The organism is Microbacterium sp. CFSPD4_SD4, assembly GCF_057364585.1.
This window is the reverse complement of the sequence record NZ_JBNFOC010000003.1, coordinates 210,370-227,585: the sequence shown is the minus strand read 5'-3', so window position 1 is coordinate 227,585 and position 17,216 is coordinate 210,370. Positions and strand designations below refer to the sequence as shown.

17 protein-coding genes and 3 pseudogenes are annotated in these 17,216 nt (G+C 71.8%); 8 read left to right on the top strand and 12 right to left on the bottom strand.

Features of this window, described 5'->3' with window-relative positions:
* Nucleotide 1: 1 nt before the first annotated feature.
* Nucleotides 2–265: an HPr family phosphocarrier protein gene (locus AC2W7E_RS07435; RefSeq protein WP_062636571.1), complete on the top strand. Its 264-nt coding sequence runs from the start codon at nucleotides 2–4 to the stop codon at nucleotides 263–265.
* Between the two features lie 3 nt (nucleotides 266–268).
* Here the strand turns inward: AC2W7E_RS07435 and AC2W7E_RS07430 are convergent, their stop codons facing one another.
* Nucleotides 269–2,191: a BglG family transcription antiterminator gene (locus AC2W7E_RS07430; protein ID WP_062764717.1), complete on the bottom strand. Its 1,923-nt coding sequence runs from the start codon at nucleotides 2,189–2,191 to the stop codon at nucleotides 269–271.
* A 163-nt stretch (nucleotides 2,192–2,354) separates the two neighbouring features.
* Between AC2W7E_RS07430 and AC2W7E_RS07425 the strand changes: the two genes are divergently transcribed.
* From AC2W7E_RS07425 to AC2W7E_RS07415, 3 genes and pseudogenes are all read left to right on the top strand, one after another.
* The gene (locus AC2W7E_RS07425) at nucleotides 2,355–2,672 is read left to right on the top strand and encodes a PTS sugar transporter subunit IIB (protein WP_025105675.1); all 318 of its coding nucleotides are present in this window, start codon (nucleotides 2,355–2,357) and stop codon (nucleotides 2,670–2,672) included.
* Entirely contained in the window at nucleotides 2,669–2,950 is a 282-nt protein-coding gene (locus AC2W7E_RS07420; protein WP_062636567.1) for an HPr family phosphocarrier protein, read from the top strand. The genes AC2W7E_RS07425 and AC2W7E_RS07420 overlap by 4 nt, the downstream gene beginning before the upstream one ends.
* Nucleotides 2,947–3,546 (top strand): annotated as a pseudogene (locus AC2W7E_RS07415) (phosphoenolpyruvate-utilizing N-terminal domain-containing protein); the annotation flags it as partial. The gene AC2W7E_RS07420 and the pseudogene AC2W7E_RS07415, both read left to right, overlap by 4 nt.
* Nucleotides 3,547–3,602: 56 nt before the next feature.
* Here AC2W7E_RS07415 and AC2W7E_RS07410 read toward each other — a convergent pair.
* The 4 genes and pseudogenes from AC2W7E_RS07410 to AC2W7E_RS07395 all read right to left on the bottom strand — a co-directional run.
* Nucleotides 3,603–4,223 (bottom strand): annotated as a pseudogene (locus AC2W7E_RS07410) (glycoside hydrolase family 3 N-terminal domain-containing protein); the annotation flags it as partial.
* Nucleotides 4,220–5,053: a carbohydrate ABC transporter permease gene (locus AC2W7E_RS07405; protein WP_025104419.1), complete on the bottom strand. Its 834-nt coding sequence runs from the start codon at nucleotides 5,051–5,053 to the stop codon at nucleotides 4,220–4,222. The pseudogene AC2W7E_RS07410 and the gene AC2W7E_RS07405, both read right to left, overlap by 4 nt.
* Nucleotides 5,050–6,024 (bottom strand): carbohydrate ABC transporter permease, encoded by a 975-nt coding sequence (locus AC2W7E_RS07400; RefSeq protein WP_025104420.1) that lies wholly within the window; start codon nucleotides 6,022–6,024, stop codon nucleotides 5,050–5,052. Before AC2W7E_RS07400 ends, AC2W7E_RS07405 begins: the two co-directional genes overlap by 4 nt.
* 15 nt (nucleotides 6,025–6,039) lie before the next feature.
* Entirely contained in the window at nucleotides 6,040–7,329 is a 1,290-nt protein-coding gene (locus AC2W7E_RS07395) for a sugar ABC transporter substrate-binding protein (protein WP_025104421.1), read from the bottom strand.
* 147 nt (nucleotides 7,330–7,476) lie between these two features.
* Here AC2W7E_RS07395 and AC2W7E_RS07390 point away from each other — a divergent pair, with 147 nt between their 5' ends.
* The 4 genes and pseudogenes from AC2W7E_RS07390 (at nucleotide 7,477) to AC2W7E_RS07375 (ending at nucleotide 10,774) form a co-directional block, all read left to right on the top strand.
* Nucleotides 7,477–8,742 (top strand): LCP family protein, encoded by a 1,266-nt coding sequence (locus tag AC2W7E_RS07390; RefSeq protein ID WP_485988838.1) that lies wholly within the window; start codon nucleotides 7,477–7,479, stop codon nucleotides 8,740–8,742.
* A 30-nt stretch (nucleotides 8,743–8,772) separates the two neighbouring features.
* Nucleotides 8,773–9,633, top strand: a complete 861-nt coding sequence (locus AC2W7E_RS07385; protein WP_485988837.1) for a spermidine synthase — start codon at nucleotides 8,773–8,775, stop codon at nucleotides 9,631–9,633.
* Nucleotides 9,634–9,714: 81 nt separating this feature from the next.
* Nucleotides 9,715–10,241, top strand: a pseudogene (locus tag AC2W7E_RS07380) (hypothetical protein).
* Between the two features lie 44 nt (nucleotides 10,242–10,285).
* The gene (locus AC2W7E_RS07375) at nucleotides 10,286–10,774 is read left to right on the top strand and encodes a SprT-like domain-containing protein (RefSeq protein ID WP_025104425.1); all 489 of its coding nucleotides are present in this window, start codon (nucleotides 10,286–10,288) and stop codon (nucleotides 10,772–10,774) included.
* A gap of 25 nt (nucleotides 10,775–10,799) precedes the next feature.
* Here the strand turns inward: AC2W7E_RS07375 and AC2W7E_RS07370 are convergent, their stop codons facing one another.
* From AC2W7E_RS07370 to AC2W7E_RS07340, 7 genes are all read right to left on the bottom strand, one after another.
* Entirely contained in the window at nucleotides 10,800–11,375 is a 576-nt protein-coding gene (locus AC2W7E_RS07370) for a DUF3054 domain-containing protein (protein ID WP_366216344.1), read from the bottom strand.
* Between the two features lie 26 nt (nucleotides 11,376–11,401).
* Nucleotides 11,402–12,061, bottom strand: coding sequence for a 2-phosphosulfolactate phosphatase (locus AC2W7E_RS07365; protein WP_485988836.1), 660 nt, complete (start codon nucleotides 12,059–12,061; stop codon nucleotides 11,402–11,404).
* Nucleotides 12,062–12,079: 18 nt separating this feature from the next.
* Nucleotides 12,080–13,540 carry an ABC transporter permease gene (locus AC2W7E_RS07360; protein WP_338565468.1) on the bottom strand — a complete coding sequence of 487 codons (1,461 nt, stop codon included), beginning with the start codon at nucleotides 13,538–13,540 and terminating at the stop codon, nucleotides 12,080–12,082.
* A complete protein-coding gene (locus AC2W7E_RS07355) occupies nucleotides 13,537–14,298 on the bottom strand; it encodes an ABC transporter ATP-binding protein (RefSeq protein ID WP_136051761.1) in 762 nt (253 codons plus the stop codon). Before AC2W7E_RS07355 ends, AC2W7E_RS07360 begins: the two co-directional genes overlap by 4 nt.
* A gap of 168 nt (nucleotides 14,299–14,466) precedes the next feature.
* Nucleotides 14,467–15,102 carry a response regulator gene (locus AC2W7E_RS07350; protein ID WP_025104430.1) on the bottom strand — a complete coding sequence of 212 codons (636 nt, stop codon included), beginning with the start codon at nucleotides 15,100–15,102 and terminating at the stop codon, nucleotides 14,467–14,469.
* Nucleotides 15,099–16,280 carry a sensor histidine kinase gene (locus AC2W7E_RS07345; RefSeq protein WP_485988835.1) on the bottom strand — a complete coding sequence of 394 codons (1,182 nt, stop codon included), beginning with the start codon at nucleotides 16,278–16,280 and terminating at the stop codon, nucleotides 15,099–15,101. The genes AC2W7E_RS07350 and AC2W7E_RS07345 overlap by 4 nt, the downstream gene beginning before the upstream one ends.
* Nucleotides 16,281–16,334: 54 nt before the next feature.
* Nucleotides 16,335–17,126 carry a class I SAM-dependent methyltransferase gene (locus tag AC2W7E_RS07340; protein ID WP_485988834.1) on the bottom strand — a complete coding sequence of 264 codons (792 nt, stop codon included), beginning with the start codon at nucleotides 17,124–17,126 and terminating at the stop codon, nucleotides 16,335–16,337.
* Nucleotides 17,127–17,216 lie beyond the last annotated feature (90 nt).

Below are 17,216 nucleotides of genomic sequence, written 5' to 3'. Positions count from 1 at the left end.
CATGCCCGTCCGCCACGTCGTCGTCAGCGCCCACAACGGCGTGCACGCACGACCGGTCGCGGAGCTCGTGCGCCTCGCGCAGGCGCACGAGCTCCCGGTCACGCTGCGCACCGCGGACGGCGCGGCCGTGGATCTGCGCAGCGTCCTCGCGGTGATGGACCTCGCCCTCGCCCCCGGAGACGCCGTGACGCTGGAGACGCCGGCGGGCCCGGCATCGGAGAGCGTCCTCGACCAGCTCGCCCTGGTGCTGGCCCCCGACGCCTGAGCCTCAGCCGTCGATCACGGCGACGAGCTCGTCGAGGAAGCCCTCGAAGGTCGCGCTGCGCCGGACGATCCGCTGCACGCTCTCGCGCTCGCTGAACACCTCCACGAGCTGCTCGAACACGGTCTGGAAGGCGGCGCGGTCGCTCTCGCTGAAGGCGGCCAGCGCGACGACCTGCACGCGTCCCTCGCCCCAGGCCGCCGACCCCTCCGCCACGCCGAGTGCGATCGCCGTGCGGGCCGCGGTCATCTGCAGCGCATGCGGCACGGCCAGCGCGTCGGTGAACGCCGTGGAGGACATGCGCTCCCGGACGATCGTGTTCTCCACGTAGTCGTCGCCGATCAGGCCGGCCCGCACGAGCGGCGCGCCGAGCCGCCGGATGATGGCCTCCTCCCCTTCGTCCGGAAGAGGATGCACGAAGGCGTCGGGGTGGAAGTAGCGCGCGAGCTCCTCTCGGAGCCGTGCCAGCCGCCGCCCCCGGCGCAGGCGCCCGGCGGCCTGCTGGATGCGGTCGACGTCCGCGTCCGTGAGGAACGGCTGGATGCGCACGAACCGGTCGCCCGAGGCCCCGGGCTCGATCGTGCTCAGCACCAGGTCGGTGTCGAACGACGCCCAGTCCGGGTCGACGTTCGTGACGACGCTGGTGACCTCGATCGCGGAGCCCAGGGAACGGTCCACGCTCGAGCGCAGGAGTTCGTGGAGCTCGTAGTAGCCGGGGCAGACGATGGTCGCGGTGAGGATGGACTCCGCCTTGCGGCTCCGTTCCAGCCGGCCCCCGACGTGCATGGCGATGTAGGCGATCTCGTCGTCGTGGATGGGCGTGCCGAGCCGGTCGTGCAGACCGCTCGCGATCGACACCGCGACCTCGAAGATCATCGGGTAGGTCGTCTTCAGCGAGCGGGTCAGCGGATTGCGGGTGAGGGCGCTCTCCTCGGCGCGGCGCAGGAGGTTCTGCACGTGCAGCGCGAGACGGAGCACGAAGGTCTCGTCGACGAGGTCGACGCGGTAGTCCTCCGCGGCCCGCGCGATCTCCGCGCGGACCGCCGCCTCCACGTCCGGGGCGACGCCGCTGCGGGCGAGCTCCTGCGCCGCCTCGCCACCGGGGGCGACGATCCGGGTGAGGACCAGGGAGGCGAGGTGACCGCTGTCGCCCTCGCCCAGGACCACAGTGAAGTGCTCGGCCGCGAGGCGGGCGATCACCGCGCCCACCCGCGGGATCTCCGGTCGGGCTCCCACCGGCGGCGCGTCGAGGGCGCGCCCGGCGGCCACCCGCTCGGCGGCGATCGCGATGTGCAGCAGCACGTCGGCGATCGCGAGTTCGTTGACGTAGTAGCCGAGCTCGCCGAGCTCTCCCACCAGGGCGGACTTGAAGGGTCCCACCGCCCGCGCATCCACCGCCGTGCCGGAGAGGGCCCGCCGGAAGATCTCGGGGTGGAAGGAGGCGTCGTCCATCTCGTCGTGCGCGAGGCGGCTGAGCAGCCGGCGCTGGGCGGCCTCGTCTCCGCGGAGCCGCACCCGCTCCCGTGCGCGTTCGAGCGTGAGGTCCGTGCCGTCGAGGAGGCCGCGCACCCGCACGAGGTCCGCCTCCAGCGTCGCCTCGCTCACATGCAGGGCGTCCGCGGTGTCGAAGACGTCGATCCCCTCCTCCGCGTCCAGCAGCAGCCGGACCAGGGCGTGCAGCCGTTCGCGGGGCGCGGAGTCGCCGCCCTGCCGCACCCGGAGCGCACCGCGGGCACCGGGGCCCGCCCGATAGCCCGCCGGGCCGGACTCGACGACCGCGGCGCCGGGCGTGCGGGCGTTCAGGGCCGCGACGTAGGAACGGATGCTGCGGGGCGTCACGCCGAGGAGGTCGGCCAGCGTGCCCGCGGTCGCCCAGCCCTCCTCGCGCAGCAGGGCGGCGAGGAGCTGGTCCTGACGCTGGCGCGACATGATCCCTCCGAGTTCCCGTGCTGACGGCACTGTCCGACTGCTCTCCATGATGACAGCCTCCGGCGACAGGGGCGCGGCGAGCAGGGTTCCGCAGGGGCGGAAGAGAACGTGTTGGTGCCACCGCGGCCTGGTTTCCCAGACTGTTCTCAGGAAGGTGACATCGATGAGGATTCTCGTGGTCTGCGGCGCCGGGGCGTCGAGCACGTTCGTCGCCCAGCGCCTGCGCACCGCCGCCGCCGCGGCGGGACTGGACTGGGACGCGGACGCCGGCGTCGAGAGCACCGTCTCCCTCGGAGGGCACGACCTCGTCCTCGTGGGCCCACACCTCCGCGAGCGCCTCGGCGCCATCCGCGACCTGACCCGCGCGCCCGTCGCGGTCTTGCCGGATGACGTGTTCGCCGATCGCGACGGCGGCCGCACGCTTCTCCTCGCCCAGTCGACCCTCGCCGCTGCCGGCGGGGCCCCGAAAGGAACACCATGACCGCCACCCGCACCGTCCGCATCGGCTCCTCGCATGGACTGCACGCCCGGCCCGCCAAGATCTTCGCGCAGGCCGCGAAGGACTCCGGCCTCGCGGTCACGATCGCCAAGGACTCCGGCAAGCCGGTCAACGCCGCGAGCATCCTCGGGGTGATCGCCCTGGCCATCGAGCACGGCGACTACGTGACGCTCACGGCCGACGGCGACGGCGCAGAGGGGGTCCTGGACACGCTCACCGAGCTGCTGACCACCGACCACGACCAGGACGCCGCCGGATGAGCGCGCTGCGAGGGGTGGGCATCGGTCTCGGCGTCGCGCAGGGACCGGTCGTCCGCATGACTGAGGCGCTGCCCGCGCCCGAGAACACGCCGAGCACCGCGGGGGCGGACACCGAGCGTGCGCGGGTCCGCGAGGCCGTCGCCGTCGTGGCGCAGGAGCTGACCCAGCGCGGCGAGGCCGCCGGTGGTGCGGCGCAGGAGGTGCTCGAGGCGCAGGCGATGATCGCCGAGGACCCCACCCTGCAGGACGAGGTCGACAGCAGGATCGACGCCGGCGCCACCGCGGAGTGGGCCGTGCACGACGCCTTCGCGGGTTTCCGGGCCACGCTCGAAGCCGTCGGCGGCTACCTCGGTGAGCGCGCCGCCGATCTCGACGACATCGCGCAGCGGGTGCTCGCCCGGCTGCGCGGCGTGGAGGCCCCCGGCGTGCCCGACCCTGGGCACCCGTTCGTCCTCGTGGCGCGTGACCTCGCGCCCGCCGACACCGCACTGCTGAACCTCGACCAGGTGCTCGCCCTCGTCACCACCGACGGCGGCCCGACCTCCCACACGGCGATCCTCGCCAGGGAGAAGGGCATCGTGGCCGTGGTCGGCGTCGGCTGCGCGCCCCACGCGGGGACGACGATGTGCGCGGTCATGATCGCGTCCACCCCCGCCTCCACGGCGGCGCGGAACGGCTCGAGGTGCACGCGCTCGTACTCGGCCACGTCGAGCGCGATCTCGGGCAGTGCGTGGTGGGAGTCGAGGTGGGTGTCGCCGTGACCGGGGAAGTGCTTGACGCACGCGGCCGCCCCGCCGTCTTGGATGCCGTCGACCGTGGCGACGACGTGACGCGTCACCAGCGCCTCCTCGGCCCCGAACGAGCGCACGCCGATGACGGGGTTGCGCGGGTCGGTGTTGACGTCGGCGACCGGACCGAGCACGACGTTCGCCCCGACGGCGCGCACGCGGCGGGCGAGTTCCGACCCGGTCCGCTCCGATGCGACGACGTCGTCGAGGGCGCCGAGCTGCGCGGCACCGGGAAGGGTGGAGCCGCTCCCGGACTCCAGGCGCGTGACGCTGCCGCCCTCCTCGTCGACGCCGATCAGGGCGTCCGGGTTCGCGTCCAGGATCTGCGCGCTCAGCGCGGGCAGTCCCTCGCCGACGTTCTGGCCGAAGTACACGACACCGGCCAGGCCGTCGCGCAGCTCCTCCAGGAGCCAGGCGGGGGCCGTGGTGCCGAGGAATCCGGGCCAGAGCACGCCGTTCGCGAGGCGCTCGAGCTCGTCGGTCATCCCTTCACCGCCCCCGCGACCATGCCGGCGGAGAGCCGGCGCTGCACGATGACGAAGAAGATCATGACGGGCACGGTGATGATCGTCGAGGCCGCCATGATGCTGCCCCAGTCGTTGGAGTACAGGCCGAAGAACGACTTGAGGCCGATCGAGACCGTGTACTGGTCGGTCTGCGCGCCGAGGATCGTCATGGCGAAGATGAACTCGTTCCACGCCGTGATGAAGCTGAAGATGCTCGTGGCGACGAGACCGGGCATCACGAGCGGCAGGAGGATCGAGCGGAACATCCGCCACCAGCTCGCGCCGTCGATGTAGGCGGCCTCTTCGAGCTCGACCGGGACGGCCGCGACGAAGCCGCGCAGCATCCAGATGCCGAACGCGAGCGACAGCGCCACGTAGACGACCATCAGGCCGATGATGCTGTTGAGCAGACCGAGGCTCTTCACCTGGAGGAACAGCGGGATGACGAGTGCCTCGAGCGGCACCATCTGCACCACGAGGATCATCATCAGCACCGTGGTGCGGAACTTGAAGCGGAAGCGCGCGACGGCGACCGCCGCGAGCAGGCAGACGATGGCGCTGACGAGCACCGTGACGAGGGCCACGATCGCCGAGTTGCGCAGGTACGTGCCGAAGCCGCCCTCAGTGAGCACGAAGGCGAAGTTGTCCCACGTGAACTCCTGCGGGAGGAGCGACTGCCCGCCGCTGGACGCCTTGGCGTCGAAGGCGCTGGAGACCATCCAGTAGACGGGGAACAGCGTGAAGACGAGGACGGCGGCGACGCCGATGCCGAGTCCGATCCGCGACCGGAGCCTGGGGCGGGGGTTCACAGCTCGTCCTCCTTCATGAGGGAGCGGATGTAGACGATCGTGATGCCGATCAGGACGAGGGTCAACAGCACCGCGAGGGCGGCACCGAATCCGTAGCGGTTCTGACCGAACGACTCCACGTACGACCACACGCCGAGGTTGAGCACCTGACGGTTGCCGCCGCTGCCGCCGGGCATGAGGTACACCTGCGCGAAGACCTTGAAGTCCCAGATCGTCGACAGGATGATGACGACGGAGAAGACGGGCTTGAGCGTCGGGAAGATGATCTTCCAGAAGCGGCGCCACGCGCCGGCCCCGTCGAGCGCCGCCGCCTCGAGCATCTCCTTCGAGACGCCCAGGAGCCCGGCGAGCACGGTGATGGCCACGAACGGGAAGCCGTGGTGGACGACGTTCAGCAGCACGATCGCGTAGAACGACCACTGGTTGGTGAACCAGTTGACCTGGCCGTCGATGAGGCCGAGGTCCTGCAGGACGCTGTTGAAGATGCCGCGGTCGGCATCGAAGATGAAGGTCCAGACGTACGTGCCGGTCACGGCGGGCATCGCCCACGCGACCATGATGCAGCTGGAGACGATGGTGCGCCACACGGTACCCAGGCGCGCCAGCAGCAGCGCCACGAGGGTTCCGAGTGCGACGGTGGTGAACACCGCGACGGCGGCGAAGCCGACCGTGTTGGGGAGCACCACCGTCCACAGGGTCGGATTGGTGAGCGCCTCGGCGTAGTTGGCCAGCCCGATCCAGTTGCTCTCACCGGTGTTGATCTCGCGCAGACCGTAGTCCTGCAGCGAGTAGAGGAACACCTGCACGAGCGGCCAGAGCATGAGCCCCGCGAGGATGATCAGCCCGGGGGCGAGGAGGAGCCAGGGGCGGGCCGTGACGATCGAGAGACCGCGACGCTTCCGGCCGCCGGCCACGGAGGCGGAGGAGGGCTCCGCCTTCGTGGCCGGCAGTGGCGCTTGCACCATCGACATGGAAGGAATGGTTCCTTACTGGTTGAGCAGTTCGGTCATCTCGGCGGCGGCGTCCTTCGTCGCGGTCGCGACGTCCTTCTGCCCGCTGAGGATGGCCTGGATCATGGCGTTGGTGGTCTTCTTCGCCTGCACGGCGCCGAAGTTCGGCGTGACCGGGACGGACGCGCCGCCGTCGACCATCTGCTCGGCGAACGGAGCGACGAGCGGGTCGGTCGAGGCGAGGGCCTCCTCCATCGCGGACTGGACGCCCGGGAAGTAGCCGGTCTCGTCGGACCACTGCTCGGCGAACTCACCGGTGGTCATGAGCTTGACGAACTCCCACGCGAGGTCGGCGTTCTTCGTGGTGTTGAACACCGACAGGTGCGAGCCGCCGAGCACGGACGGAGCGATGCCGCCGTCCTGGCCGGGGATCACGGCCGCGCCGATCTTGCCCTCGAGCTCGGGGTTGGCCTCGATGAGCGCGTTCGGCGTCCACGAGCCGGAGAGCATCATCGCGACGTTGCCCTGCGTGAAGGCGTCCCGGAGGTCGGTCTCCTTCCACGTGGTCGCACCGGCCGACGAGAAGCCGTGCTCGGTGGCCAGGCCCGTGTAGAACTCGATGCCGGCCTGCGACTCGGCGCTGTCGAGCTCGCTGGTCCAGGTGTCGCCGTCCTTCGTGGCGATCTCGCCGCCGGCGCCCCAGACCCAGGGGTAGACCTGGAACTCGGCGTCACCCGCGACGGGGAAGGGCAGCATGTCGGGCTTGGCGGCCTTGATGGCCTCACCGGCGGCGACGATGTCGTCCCAGGTCTTCGGAGCCTCGAGACCGAGCTCCTCGAAGACGTCGGTGCGGTAGACGATGGAGCGGACACCGGCGTACCACGGCATGCCGTAGAGCTCGTCCTCGTAGGTGCCCGCGACCGCGAGGCCCTCGACGAGGTCGTCACGCAGGCCGTCCTCGGCGTCGACGTACTCGTCGAGCGGGAGGAGCGCGCCGGCGTCGGCGAACTCCGCGGTCCAGGTGGTGCCGGTCTCGGCGATGTCCGGGGTGGTGCCGCCGGCGATCGAGGTGACGAAGCGGTCGTGGGCGTCGGCCCACTGGATCTCCTCGATGGTGACCTTCGCGCCGGTCTCCTCCTCGAAGGCGTCCGACACCTTGTCGTAGAAGGCGGTCGCGTCGGGGTTGGTCCCCTTCATGATCCAGACCGTCAGCTCCTGGCCCTCGCCATTGGTCGAGCCGTTGTCGCCGCTGCCGCCGGCGCAGCCGGCCAGAGCGATCGTGGCAGCGGCGCCGAGCGCCACCGCCGGAAGAATGCGCTTGTGCATGGGGGGATCTCCTCTTTGAAAGTCCAGGTGTGCATCGGGTGCGTACCGGGGATAGGAAAAAGTATTCACGACTAACTAATTCCCTGCAAGTTCCTCCCAGAATCGTCATACCCCCGTAACATCAGGCCTCCGGGGTAGGCTCCCCGCATGCCCCGCCGTGGATCAGACGCCGACCGCTCTCCGCTCCCCCGGCACGCACCGCCGTCGACGCGCGGCCGGACCTCCCGGGTCCTGCGGGGCCTCGGGATCGGGCTCGCCGTCGTCCTCGTCTCCACCGCGGCGGTCGCGGGATTCCTCGTGTGGGACGTGTTCAACCGGGTGGGCGACGGCGCCGTCACCCTGGAGGGCGCCCCGCAGGTCGACCCGCCCACGGTCGGCGCCTACCCGGACGACAAGGCGTTCAGCCTCCTCATCGTGGGGACCGACGAGTGCGGCCCCCAGGCGACCGCGCTCTTCGACGAACGCTGCGCCGAAGCCGACGGCCGGAGCCGCAACGACGTCAACCTCCTCGTGCACGTCTCCGCCGCACCCCGGAACGTGACCGTCGTCTCCCTCCCCCGCGACCTCGGCGTCCCCGTACCCGAGTGCACCCGCGAGGACGGCTCCGTCGCGTCCGCGATGGAGAAGGCGTCGATGAATGCGCTGTTCGAGCACGCCGGCCTCTCCTGCATCGCGAAGACCGTGAGCGAACTGGGCGATATCCCCATCGAGTTCGCCGCCAAGATCAGCTTCGACGGCGTCATGGCCGTCACCGACGCGATCGGCGGCGTCGAGGTCTGCATCGCCGGCGACGGCATCCGCGATCGCCACACCGGCATCGACTGGCCGGCGGGCCTGCGGACGGTCTCGGGCGTGGAGGCCCTCCAGTTCATCCGCACCCGGCACGGCGTGGGGGACGAGAGCGACCTCGCGCGCATCTCCAACCAGCAGCAGTACATGTCGCGGCTGGCCAAGAAGGTGCTCAGCGAGGACACTCTGACCGACATCCCCAAGGTGCTGCGACTGACGAACGCCATCGCCGACAACATCGATCCCAGCGACGAGCTCGCCGACCCGCTGCGCCTGGCCCAGCTCGCACTCGCCCTCAAGGATGTGAACTTCAGCGACTTCGTGTTCGTGCAGTACCCGAACATCGCCGATCCGTTCGACGACGACAAGGTCGTGCCGGACGAGGAGGCTGCGGCCGCGCTGTGGGACGCGGTGCGGGCCGGACAGCCGCTCCAGCTCACCGGCGACGTGACGACGCACCGCGGCGTGGAGCTGGTCACCCCCGCGCCCACGGCGCCCGAGACGCCGGAGTCGGAATCCACTCCCGAGGCGAGCGCCACGCCGGACGCGCGCGCGACGCTCCCGCCGGAGGTGTCGGGGCAGACCCTCGAGCAGGAGACCTGCGCGGTGGGCAACCAGCGCTGACCACCGCGGCCGCGGCGTAGGCTCGACGGCATGGGACGGACGCGATCACGGGACGCCGAGCACCCGCAGACCCGCCTCGACCATGGCGGCCTCGCCCGGATCGTCCCGTCGGAGTTCACGAGCGGCTTCGAGCTCGTCGTGGACGACACCCCGCAGTCGCACGTCGACCTCGACGACCCCACGCACCTGCACTTCGAGTACATCGTGCGGATGGGCGCGGTGATCGACCAGCTCCGCCCCGGGTCGCTCACCGCGGTGCACCTCGGCGCCGGGGCCCTCACCATCCCCCGCTACATCGACGCGACCCGCCCCGGGTCGCGCCAGCAGGTCATCGAACTGGAGGCCCCGCTGGTGCAGCTCGTCCGCGAGCACCTCCCCCTGCCGAAGGGGGCGGCCATCCGGTTGCGCATCGGCGATGCGAGGGAGGGGGTCCGGAAGCTTCCGGCGGCCCTGCACGGCGAGTGCGACCTCGTCGTCTCGGATGTGTACTCGGGCGCGCAGACACCCGCCCACCTCACGAGCGTCGAGTTCTACCGGGAGCTCGCCGCGCTGCTCGCCCCCGGCGGCGTCCTGCTCGTCAACGTCGCCGACGGTCCCGGTCTCGCGTTCGCCCGTCGACAGGCCGCGACCATCGCCGAGGTGCTCCCGGAGATCGGGATCCTCGCCGACACCCAGGTGCTCAAGGGCCGCCGCTTCGGCAACCTCGTGGTCGCGGCATCCGCCGCCCCTCTCCCGACGGAGTGGCTGCCCCGGATGCTCGCCGCGGGTCCGCATCCCGCGAAGATCGCCCAGGGGGACGAGGCCCGCGCCTTCCTCCAGGGCGCCCGGATCGTCACGGACGCCGACGCCGTCGCGTCCCCGCGACCCGATGCCTCGCTGTTCCTGCGCTGATCGGGCGCGCCGCCCCGAGGAGCGCGGAAGCGGCAGGCAGACTGGACGGGGACAGGTGCGGGGACGCGCGGAAGGAGAGCAATGAGTTTGATCCGGGGATACGACCGGGAGAGCCTCCGCGAACAGGTCGATCTCGACGAGTGCGCGGCACGCCTGGCCGAGATCGAGGAGCAGCGCAGCCTTCCCGCCCTGCTGGAGCGGGTCTGGCTGCTGAAGGTGCTGGGACGCCTCGACGACGCCCTCGCGCTCGCCGACGAAGCCGTGCGGCAGGCCCGGATGGCCGGCACCCGCAAGGACGTGCTCCGCGCCCGGGTGCTGCACGCGACGATCCTGCAGTACCGGGGCGCATACGCCGCCGCCGAGCAGGAGCTGGCCACGTGCGCCGCGGAGGCGGAGGGGCAGCGCTGGCTGTCGATCGCCGCTTTCGCCTATCAGCACCACGGCAAGAACGCCTACGACGCCGAGGACTACGAGACGCGCGGGAGAGCTTCAAGCAGTCGCTGTTCCTGCGGCGCGAGTCCGGCGCGGAGGACCGGGAGCTGGAGACCGTGCTCCTCGCCATCGAGGCCGTGGAGCGCCGTCGTCCGGCGCAGCTCGTCGCCGGCTGACGTCGTTGCGCCCGAGTGTCCGCGGCATGCCTTAGCCTGAGCGCATGGCGGAACTTGACCGCGTGCGCGTCTGGGGCGAGGCACTGATCCGGTTGCATCTCGACGACAGCTGGTCGTTCGACTTCGACCATGCCAAGCGTCGCGCCGGCCAGTGCGACTACACGCGCAAGCGCATCACCGTGTCGCGGTATCTCGCCGCCCGCTTCGAGGACGACGAGATCCACCAGGTGCTCCTGCACGAGGTGGCCCACGCCCTCGCCGGACACCAGGCCGCCCATGGCCCCGCCTGGAAGCGCGTGGCGCGCGACCTGGGCTATGTCGGCGGCACGACGCACCGCGGGGAGACCGCCGTCGAGCTCGCTCCGTGGGTCGGCCGCTGCCCGGCCGGTCACGTCACGTATCGACACCGCCGCCCGAGCCGGGCCACGTCCTGCGCCCGCTGCTCCCGCACGTTCGATGCCCAGCACCTCTTCGCCTGGACGCGTCGCGAGATCACGACCGACGCCCGCCTCGCCGCGCAGGCCCCGCGCTGAGGGCCGAGGGAGCGGGGTCGCCTGCTCAGACGGCTGAACCGCCGGAGCGCGGCTGCTCTTCGGACGCGGAGGCGTCCTCCTCGGCCGGCGCGGCGTCCTCCTCAGCAGGCGCGGCGTCTTCCGCAGCAGGCGCGGCGTCCTCCTCCGCGTCCGAGGGTGCCTGACCGGCGGCCGCGTCTCGATGTGCCGCGGGTTCGGTCGACGGGGTCAGCCCGGACTCGGTCTCGGCTGCGGTCTCGCGGTGACGGCGGCGTCGACGAACGAGCGCGGTGAGACCCCGCCAGCCGAGCAGGAACACGCCGAGCACGAGCGTCGCCACGATGACGAAGGGCACCTCCGCGGTGTCTCCGCTGAGCAGACGCAGCAGCATGCCGACGACGACCGTCACCACCCACACCACCGCGCCCCACGGCAGCGACCACGGCCGCCGCGGCCGTGCGGGGAGCAGCAGCGCAGCGGCGTGCCCCACCAGCAGGGCCACGAGGAACGGCCACGCCGTGAGGAGGAACCCTGCCGGGTCCTCCTGGTGGGAGGCGCGACCGATGGCGGCGAAGACGAGGACGAGGACGGCGTCGACGAGGAGAGCGGGGAGGAACCTCATTCCTCGACCCTACGCGGATCGCGTGCTCACTCGAAGCGCGTGAACCGCCCGCCGCGCAGAACGGGGACGGCGTCCACCGCGTCCAGGACGGCGGCGTCCGCGGTGCTGGTCGGCACCAGTCCGGCGGCCCGGATGCGATCGGTCGCGGAGACCCCGGCCTGCAGCTCGCGTCCGGAGCCCGTCGCCCCGATCAGGTGCTTCAGCGCACGCCGCAGCGCGCGGAAGCCCTCTGCGGCCACGGCGGCGTCCGGTGCCGTGTGGTCGATGCCGAGATCGGTGAGCGCCGCCGCGATCGCTCCGGCCCCGAGCTGGTCCTCCACGGCGACGCGCAGCTCCCCCGAGGCATCGAGCTCGCCGGCCGGGACGAGCGCGACCGAGGTGCGGCCCTGGCGGCGTTCCTGCTCCACCTGCACGGCCCTGGCGACGGCCCCGGCGTTGCGGATCGAGCCCAGCAGGACCGTGGCCCCGGCCGGGGCGGCGGCTGCCACCGCCGCCCCGTTCCGCGACCAGTCGAGCGCTCCGGCCAGCTCGATCTCCGCTTCCGCGGCCACCGCATCGGCGACCGTCGAGGAGAACCGGAGGACGTCGATCACCACGACGACGTCGGCCGGGGCGAGACGGGCGAGCCCGGACACCCCCCAGTCGAGTCGGACCTGGTACGGGGACTGATCGAACGGCGACGGCATCCGTCCAGCCTAGAGCCGTCAGTCCGCCGCGAGTGCCTCGACCGGAGCCACCCTGGTCGCCAGCCGGGTCGGCGTCGCGGCGGCCACGAGCGTGAGCAGCGCGGTCGCGGCGATGATGATCACCACGGGAAGCCACGGCACCTGCGGGGCGATCAGCCCGGCGGGCGTGAACTCCGGCAGGACCGGAACGGAGCCGAGCAGCGACTGGGCCGCGATCCACCCGTAGAGCACCCCGAGCAGGAGACCGGTGAGGGTCGCCGCCACCGTGATGTGCGTCGCCTCCAGCAGCACCATGCGGCGCACCTGGCGGTTGGACAGACCGATCGAGCGCAGCAGTCCGAGCTCGCGGCGCCGCTGCACGACGCCGATGGTGAGGAGGTTGACGAGGCCGACGGCTGCGATCACGGCCGAGACGGCGACGAGCACCATCATGATGGCCGCGAAGGCGTCGTACGGCGCGAAGAACTCCGCCGGGATCTCCTCCGTGGTCTGGCTGGTCATCAGGCGCTTCGACGACTCCAGCGCCACCGCGAACATCGTCACCAGGGTCACGCCCATGACGACGCCGATGGCCATCCGCGACGACCGCTCCGGGTACCGCAGGGCGTTCTCGGCCGCGAGTCGGGCGGTCGCGCTCGAGCCGAACAGGCGCCCCACGAGGCGGAGCACCGGCGGCATGAACAGCACGGAACCCAGGGCGAGCCCGGTGAAGGAGAGGATGCCGCCGAAGAACGCGACCACGACACCGAGCGGTGTGACGAGTCCGAGGACGACGCCGCCCGCGAGCAGAGCCGCGCCGGAGATCAGCAGCACCCAGGCCCCGACATGGCGACCCTTGCGCCCGGAGACCTCGTCACGGGTGCGCTCGACGGCACCGCCCAGAGCCTGCAGCGGCGTCACCGCGAGCACGCGCCGCGACCCCACCCAGGCGGCCGCCCAGGTGGTGAGCGCGACACCGACCGCCGGAAGGGCGAGAGCCGGCTGGGCGAGCGAGAAGGACGACGGCGAGGTGGCGACGAGCTGCCCGCCGAGCTGGACGGCCGCCGCGGAGAGGAGCAATCCGGCGAGAAGGCCGAGGCCCGCGCCGAGGAGCCCGACGACGAGCCCCTGCCGGCCGACCTGCGCCCGCTGCGAGCGCGCGGTCGCCCCGATGAGACGCATCAGCGCGATCTGCCGGGTGCGGCCCGCGATGATCGTCGAGAACGTATTCGCCGTGACGATCGCGGCCACGTACATCGCGACGGCGGTGAGCAGCACCGACAGGATCGCGACGACGACCGCGAGCGTGCCGCTGTCGCCGATGAACGGATCGGCCTGGAGCACGGCGCCGATGTAGGCCGTGATCTCGACGAGGAAGACGCCGAACGCGGACGAGAGCGCGGCGACGAGGACGCTCGCGCCCATGCCGCGGTCGCGGAGCCAGGCCAGCCGGGGTCCGGTCGTCCGCGTCTCCGGGACGACCGTGGCGAGCGCGGTCATGCCGACACCTCCGCGGCGAGCATGTAGGCCGAGATCTGCTCCGCGGTCTGCCGCGGGTGATCCGCGACGATCCGGCCGTCGCCGAGGTAGAGCACCCGGTCGGCGTGGCTCGCCGCGATCGCGTCATGCGTGACCATCGCGATGGACTGGCCGTGCTCCCGGCTGGCGGACGCGAGCAGGCGCAGCACCTCCCGTCCGGTCTGGGAGTCGAGGTTGCCCGTGGGCTCGTCCGCGAACACGAGGTCGGGGGCGGTGGCGAGCGCCCTGGCGATGGCGACGCGCTGCTGCTGCCCTCCCGAGAGCTGATGCGGCCGGTGACCGAGGCGTTTGCCGAGGCCGAGCGTCTCGATGAGGCCGTCGATCCGTGCGCGCTCGATGGCGCTGGGGCGGCGGCCGTCGAGCTCGAACGGCAGCAGGATGTTGCCGAGGGCATCGAGCGTGGGGACGAGGTTGAACGCCTGGAAGATGAACCCGACGCGGCGGCGGCGCAGGATGGTCAGGTCGAGGTCGCCGAGGCCTGTGATCTCGGTGTCGCCGATCCACGCCCGCCCCTCCGTCGGGCTGTCGAGGCCGGCCATGATGTGCATGAGGGTGGACTTGCCCGAGCCGGACGGACCCATGATGGCGGTGAACTGTCCGCGGCGGATGCCGACGCTCACGTCGTCGAGCGCGCGGACGGTGCCCTCGCCCGAGCCGTAGGTCTTCTTCAGGTGCTGGACGCGGGCGGCGAGCCCGAGGTCGGTGGTCGTGATCTCCATGTCCACGACGCTATTTCCGCGCCCCCGCTCGTCGCGTCGCCCGCCGGGAGCATCCCGCTACATCGGGAGGATGATCCCGCGTCCTCCCGGCCCACCCCCTTGCGTTCCTCCCACCCCTCTACGGACCGCCGCAAGGGGCCGGGTCGAACAGAAGGGGGTGGGTCGGCGTCAGGCGAGGCCGTGCTCGAAAGCGAACACGACGAGCTGCACGCGGTCGCGGAGCGCGAGCTTCGTGAGGATGCGGCTGATGTGGGTCTTCACCGTGGCCTCGCTGAGGAACTCCCGCGCGGCGATCTCGGCGTTCGAGAGTCCCCGGGCGGCGAGCGCGAAGATCTCCCGCTCCCGCTCCGTCAGCTCGGCGTACTGCGGCGGCACGGGCTTCGGAGCCTCCGCGAAGTGCTCGAACAGTTCCCGGGTCGCCGAGGCCGCGATCACGCTCGACCCCGCGTGCACGGTCCGGATCGCGGCGAGCAGGAACTCCGGATCGGCGTCCTTGAGGAGGAAGCCGCTCGCCCCCTGCCGGATCGCCCGCGCCGCCGCCTCGTCGAGGTCGAACGTGGTCAGCATCACGATGCGCGGGGGTTCCGGGCGGGACAGGATCTCCGCGGTCGCGGTCAGCCCGTCCATGACCGGCATCCGGATGTCCATGAGCACCACGTCCGGCCGGGTCGCGGCGACCACGTCGAGAGCCTCGCGCCCGTTGCCCGCCTCCCCCACGACCTCGAGGTCCGGCTGGGAGGCCACGAGCATGCGGATCCCCGCCCGGAACAGCGCCTGGTCGTCCACCAGCACGACTCTGATCACTGCGGGGCTCCGATCGGAAGGCTGCTCTGGACGACGAACTGCGCACCACGGCGCTCGGCTTGCAGACTACCGCCCACGAGCTGGGCGCGCTCGCGCATGCCGATGAGCCCGTGTCCTCCGGGGGTCCCCGGCGTCGACTCGGGCGAGACGGTGTTGCGGACCTCGATGTCGACGCGATCCGGGAGCCACGCGAGATGCACGTCCACCGCGCCGTCGCCGTGGCGGATCGCGTTCGTCAGCGCCTCCTGGAGGATCCGGTAGACCGCGAGCTGGATGGCCCCCGGCGGCTCCCCCGGAGGCATGGGGTCGACCGTGACCCGCGGCTCGATGCCGGCCTGGCGCACCTGGGCGAACAGCGTCTCGAGATCGGCGAGGGTCGGCTGCGGACCGTCGCCCTGACGATGACGGAGCTGGGTGAGGAGCATCCGCACGTCGCTCAGGGCTCCGCGGGCGGTCTGCGCGATCGTGCCGAGGGCCTCCGTCGCGATCTCCGGCTTCACCGCCGCGGCATAGCGGGCACCGTCGGCCTGGGCGATGACGACGGCGAGCGAGTGGGCCACGACGTCATGCATGTCCCGCGCGATGCGCACCCGTTCCTGCTCCTCGGCGGCCAGGGCCTCGGCCTGCAGCTGCGCCGAACGCGTGCGCCGGTTGCGCAGCACGACCCGCCAGAGGAGGCCGCACACCCACGCGAACCCCAGCGCCATGATGGAGGCCGCGACGAGCAGGGTGCCTCCGGTCACGAGCTCCCAGCCGCTGCCGGAGCCGAACATGACGCCCCCGGCGACGACCATGTACAGCGCGGCGACGATGCCGCCGACGATCACCGATCCGAACCCCCACCAGAGCACGCGGCGGGTGCCCCACGCGGAGGTCGCGTACAGCACGAGGAGGATCGCGAAGTCGGTCGGCAGCGGCCCGAACCCGGCCAGCATCTGCACGATGGCTCCGGCCCAGGCCGCGGCCAGCGCGAGACCGGGTGCCAGACGACCGATCGCGACACCGCCGAACAGGAACACCGACGACGAGATCAGACCGATGACGTTGACCGCGGAGGACCCGGCCACGTCCGGCTGGGGCGCATAGAACACGACCCCGAGCGGCGTGAGGAGCGCGAACAGCAGCACCGCCCCGACGATGTCGAGGACGAGGCCGGTGCGGGACAGCGGACGGATCACTCCCCCACGCTACGCGAGCGGCTCGGGCGCGGCATCCGTCGCGGGATGTATCCGTCAGGCGCGGGCGAGGATCTCCCCATGCGGCACGAGGAACCAGCCGTCGCCGTCGTCGGCCCAGCGCTTCCAGGCGTCGCTGATCTCCTGAAGGTCGGCCGCGGAGGCCATCTCCTGGTCCACGAGCTGCCGGGCGAGCGCCGACTCCAGGATGCGGTCGGCCCACATCCCGCCCCACCAGGCGCGCTCGGACGGCGTCGCATAGCACCAGGTCGACGCGGTCGCCGTGACGTCTTCGAAGCCCGCGGCGCGTGCCCAGGCCAGGAGGCGGCGGCCGGCATCCGGCTCTCCGCCGTTCGCCCGGGCGGCGGCGCGGTACAGCGCGAGCCACCGGTCGAGCTCGAGCAGGACCGGGAACCACAGGAAGCCCGCGTAGTCGGCGTCGCGGGCGGCGATGAGTCCCCCGGGCTTCGCGACGCGGCGCATCTCCCGCAGTGCCTGCACCGGATCGGCGACGTGCTGCAGCACCTGGTGCGCGTGCACGACGTCGAAGGAGTCGTCGGCGAAGCTCAGCGCGTGCACGTCCTCGACGGAGAAGGTGATGTTCGTGACGCCCCGCGCGGTGGCGAGGTCGCGGGAGAGGGACAGCGCGGCGTCGTCGATCTCGGTCGCCGTGACGTGCGCGACCACCCCCGCGAAGTCCACCGTGATCGATCCGGGTCCCGCTCCCACGTCGAGGAGCCGGGTCTCTGCCGTGAGGTGCGGTCGAAGGTAGGCCGCCGAGTTCGCGATGTCCCGCACACTGTGCGAGCGGAGGACGGATTCGTGGTGTCCATGCGTGTACGAGGCCATGCCCTCAGTCTGGCACTCCCGCCGACCCACCCCTTTCCGTGTGTCCCGGCCCCTTCCGGACGCCCGCAAGGGGCCGGGGCGGCGCGAAAG